Source organism: Nocardia sp. CC201C (genome assembly GCF_030010695.1).
GTDB lineage: Bacteria > Actinomycetota > Actinomycetes > Mycobacteriales > Mycobacteriaceae > Nocardia > Nocardia otitidiscaviarum.
Genome location: NZ_JASCXP010000529.1, coordinates 1 through 4,256, shown reverse-complemented (window position 1 = coordinate 4,256; position 4,256 = coordinate 1). Strand labels below are relative to the sequence as shown.

General features: G+C 67.6%; 5 protein-coding genes. All 5 read right to left on the bottom strand.

Features of this window, described 5'->3' with window-relative positions; genetic code table 11:
- Positions 1-175: 175 nt before the first annotated feature.
- Positions 176-1,438, bottom strand: a complete 1,263-nt coding sequence (gene murA / locus QK444_RS33335; RefSeq protein WP_039810681.1) for a UDP-N-acetylglucosamine 1-carboxyvinyltransferase — start codon at positions 1,436-1,438, stop codon at positions 176-178.
- Positions 1,439-1,561: 123 nt separating this feature from the next.
- Positions 1,562-2,137 (bottom strand): cob(I)yrinic acid a,c-diamide adenosyltransferase, encoded by a 576-nt coding sequence (locus tag QK444_RS33330; protein ID WP_282786016.1) that lies wholly within the window; start codon positions 2,135-2,137, stop codon positions 1,562-1,564.
- A 35-nt stretch (positions 2,138-2,172) separates the two neighbouring features.
- Positions 2,173-2,598, bottom strand: a complete 426-nt coding sequence (locus QK444_RS33325; protein WP_029925836.1) for a DUF2550 domain-containing protein — start codon at positions 2,596-2,598, stop codon at positions 2,173-2,175.
- A gap of 149 nt (positions 2,599-2,747) precedes the next feature.
- Positions 2,748-3,431, bottom strand: coding sequence for an MspA family porin (locus tag QK444_RS33320; RefSeq protein WP_282786015.1), 684 nt, complete (start codon positions 3,429-3,431; stop codon positions 2,748-2,750).
- A gap of 38 nt (positions 3,432-3,469) precedes the next feature.
- Positions 3,470-4,102, bottom strand: a complete 633-nt coding sequence (locus QK444_RS33315) for an MspA family porin (protein ID WP_282786014.1) — start codon at positions 4,100-4,102, stop codon at positions 3,470-3,472.
- Positions 4,103-4,256 lie beyond the last annotated feature (154 nt).

Here is a 4,256-nt window from a genome sequence, read left to right as displayed (position 1 = left end):
AGGTGGAGCTAGTGTGATCGTCAGGCGCTCCTCGTCCAACCTCGTTTCCCAGGCCCTCGGGGCTCCGGGTCGGTGTCCGTGTCGCTCTGACCTGGAATAAGTTACGTGGTGCTGATTCGCATGTCAAATCGCCTGGTAAACGGGTGTTTTCGCGATCATCGCAGCGACCGCCCCGTCACTCCGGAGCGCCGACCCGCTCGATCTCGGCACCCAGCGACCGCAGGTTCTCCACGAAATCCGGGTAGCCGCGGTCGATGTGGAACACGTCGTGCACCTCGGTCATGCCGTCCGCGACCAGACCGGCCAGCACCAGACCCGCGCCCGCGCGGATGTCCGACGACCACACCGGAGCACTGGACAGGCGCGGAATCCCGCGCACCACAGCGTGATGACCGTCGGTGCGGGCGTCGGCGCCCAGGCGGATCATCTCCTCCACGAAACGGAAGCGCGCCTCGAAAATGTTCTCGGTGATCATCGAGGTGCCGTCGGCGATCGCGGCCAGACCGATGGCCATCGGCTGGAGGTCGGTCGGGAAACCCGGGAACGGCAGGGTCGAGAAGTTCACCGCGCGCGGACGTTCGGACTGCAGCACCCGGAACCCGTCGGGCTCGAACGAGATCCGCGCGCCCGCGGAGCGCAGCTTGTCCAGCACCAGGGACAGATGCTTGGGGTTGATCCCGGAGACGCGCACGTCGCCCTGGGTCATGGCGGCGGCGATACCCCAGGTGGCGGCGACGATGCGGTCGCCGATCACCCGATGGGTGACCGGTGACAGCTTGCGCACGCCGTCGATGGTGAGCACCGAGGTGCCCGCGCCGTCCACCTTCGCGCCCATGCGGATGAGCATGTTGCACAGATCGACGATCTCCGGTTCCCGCGCGGCGTTGTCGATGATGGTCTGCCCCTCGGCGAGCACCGCCGCCATCAGGATGTTCTCGGTCGCGCCCACCGACGGGAAGTCCAGGCGAATGCGCGCACCCTGCAGCTCGTCGGCGCGCGCCACCAGGCAGCCGTGCTCGATCTCACTGGTCGCGCCGAGCAACCGCAGTCCGGCCTGGTGCATGTCGAGCGGACGGGAACCGATGGCGTCACCGCCCGGCAGCGCCACGACAGCCCGCTTGCACCGCGCCATGAGCGGACCCAGGACGCACACCGAGGCGCGGAACTGGGTCACGGCGGGAAAGTCCGCGTGGTACTTGGGTTCCGGCGGCGTCGTGATGGACACCGTGCCGGCGTCGATCGTGACATCGCAGCCGAGACCGCGCAGCACCTCGGCCATGAGCGGCACATCGAGAATGTCCGGGCAGTTCGTGATCGTGGACGTCCCCTCGGCCAGGAGGGCAGCCGCCATCAGTTTGAGGACGCTGTTCTTGGCACCCCCGACCGCAACCTCACCGACGAGACGCTTGCCCCCGGTCACCAGAAACCGTTCACTCACAGGGGTAGCTTATCCATCGCGAGCGGCGGGGCGCGCGTGTATGCGCCGCAGTGCCCCGGTGTGCCGCGATATCGGCCTGTCGGCGACGGATTTTCGTTTCGGCTCGGGAGTTCGGCGGGCGAATCAGTCGGTTCCGCCGCCCGGCTGCCACAGCACGTCGCCCTCGGGATTGGTGACGCGGCTGAGGATGAACAGCAGATCCGACAGGCGGTTGAGGTATTTCGCGGGCAGCACGCCGGTGTCGTCGGGATGCGCCGACACCGCCGCCCACGCCGAGCGCTCCGCCCGCCGCGCCACCGTGCGCGCGGTGTGCAGGAGTGCGGCCAAGGGGGTGCCGCCGGGGAGAATGAACGAATTCAGCGGGGCCAGGCCCTCGTTGAACTCGTCGCACCACCGCTCCAGGCGGTCGATATAGGCCTGGGTGATCCGTAGCGGCGGGTACTTCGGATCCTCGACGACGGGGGTGGACAGATCCGCGCCCGCGTCGAACAGGTCGTTCTGAATCTGGCGCAGGACCTTCAGGATTCGCTCGTCCGGCTGCCCCAGCGCGACGGCGACGCCGATGGCGGCGTTGGTCTCGTCACAGTCGGCGTAGGCGTTCAGCCGGGGGTCGTTCTTGGACACCCGCGAGAAGTCGCTGAGTCCGGTGGTCCCGTCGTCTCCGGTCCGCGTGTAGATCCGGGTCAGGTGCACACTCACACGACCACCGTAGCGCTGATCACAGCGCGACGACCCTAGAGACCGGGGCGGCGGCGGATGCGGTCGGAGGGCCGCGACTCCACCCAGGACAGGAAGGCGGCCCGCGCCCCGCGGTCCAGGGCCAGTTCGTAGGTGCCCGCGCCATCGGTGACCTCGACGATGCCGATCTCATCGGTCATGATGTCGAATTCGTCGCCGTCGGGATTGCGGCGGCCGCTCACCTCGATGCCGAGGCGGCGCATGGCGAAGTCCGGTCCCAGCTTCAGGCTGGAGAGCTTGTAGAAGACCAGGGTGTCCTCGTCGTAGCGGATCAGCCCGTGCCGCCACCCGCCGCCGTGGCCGCGGGCGGGCAGTGCGCGCACGATCGCGGCCGTCCCGCCGCGGCGCAGCATGACCAGCCGGTACGTGGAGGCCAGTGCCAGGCCGACGAGCAGCAGCACCAGAATGATCAGGAGAACCATCCCGGTCTGCAATGTCGCTCCGTCCCTTCACGTTCACGTCGCCGTCGAGCACGCGCCCGACCGTTGGCCGGACTCCGCTCGTGTGGTCGATAGTAGCGACCGCGCGAACGGTGAGCCCGGCCATCCGCCGAATGTGACGTATGCGCTGTTCAGCCCATGCTGAACGGTTGGCCCCAGAGCACCACGTTCCCGATGAAATTCGTGGTGTCGACCTCGGCGGCGACGAACGAGCGCGCCTGGGCGTAGCCGCCGCAGCCGTCCACCGAGAAGGTCTCGTCGATCCAGCTGACGCTGGCGTGCGGGCCCGGCACCTTGTTGTACCGCTTGTGTGATTCCTGCCCGTAATCGTCGGGCTTCTCGAGATCGAGCAGCAGCCGGGCCACCGCCTGCCCGGGACCCACCGTGATGCCGCCGCCCACCGCCGCGCTCGGCGACACCGACCACGCCCCCTGCGCGTCCTGTTCGGCGGTCGCGCCGCCGCTGTTGGTCCCGGTGACCGAGCCGATATCCACCTGACAGGCCACGACGTAGCCGGGCGAGATCTTGATGGTTGCGGTCGCGGCGCTCGGCCCCGACAGGTCGACGATGCCGCGACCGGTCGCCCACACATTGCGGTGGATATGCGTGCCGCCCATGGACGGGCTGATCTTCACCGATTCGCCGTCGATGCGGACGGTCACCGTGGTGCCGTCCGGCAGCTGCCGGGAGATCTCACCGCCCGGCAGCGGAATGAAGGTGTCGGCACCCGCCGTCCCGGCGGGCAGCAGCCCTAGCACCACCGCCGCCGCGAACGCCGTCCCGACCGTCCTGCCGCCCCCGCGTACTGTCCCCATGCCGAACATGCGATCCCTTCGCGTCGTCAGTGGTGCGATCAGCCGATGCTGAACGGCTGGCCGTAGAGGGTGACCTTGGCGTAATCCGTGCCGATGATCTCCACCACGGAGACCTGCCGGGCCTGTGCGTAACCGCCGCAGCCCTGAATCTCCATCGGCACGTCCTGGTACTGAATGTCGTAGGTGCCGCTCTTGATGAGCTCGATGTTGTTGATGGCGACCCATTTCACCTCGCCCGGCGACAGCGGAAAGCTGAAACCGACCGAAAGACTCGGGGTCGTGCTGATACCGACCGACGTGCTGCCGCTGAACGAGCCCAGCGCGACCTGGCAGCCGACGATATAGCCCACCGTGAGATTCGATGATCCGTGCGTCCCGGAATTATTGGTGCCCGGGAAATTCCGGGGTCCGTTGTTCGGCCCGACCTCCCCGTCCGGGGTCCGCACCTCGGCCGTCACATTGCCCGAGACCCAGGTCGAACGGCCCGCCCCATTGGCCGCGAGCGAAGGCGAAACAATCGCGCGCTCACCACGACTGGTGATTTTCACACCGGGGCCCTCGATATATCCGTCCGGCAGTGGCACGACGACATCCGCCGCGGCGGCGCCGGGTGCGAAGAATCCGATACCGGCGACGATCACGGCCGCCGCGATGGAAACAAACCTGCTCATTCACCCCTCGCTTATTGTGGCGAGGCCGCACCTACCCGAGGGCGACCGCGCTGCGCCAACTCATTGAGGTAATGCTGGAAAAGCAAAGCTGAAGAACCGGGATTGCCGATATTCGGCGGCATGATTCTAACCACACCCGGAAAAACGACGGCGC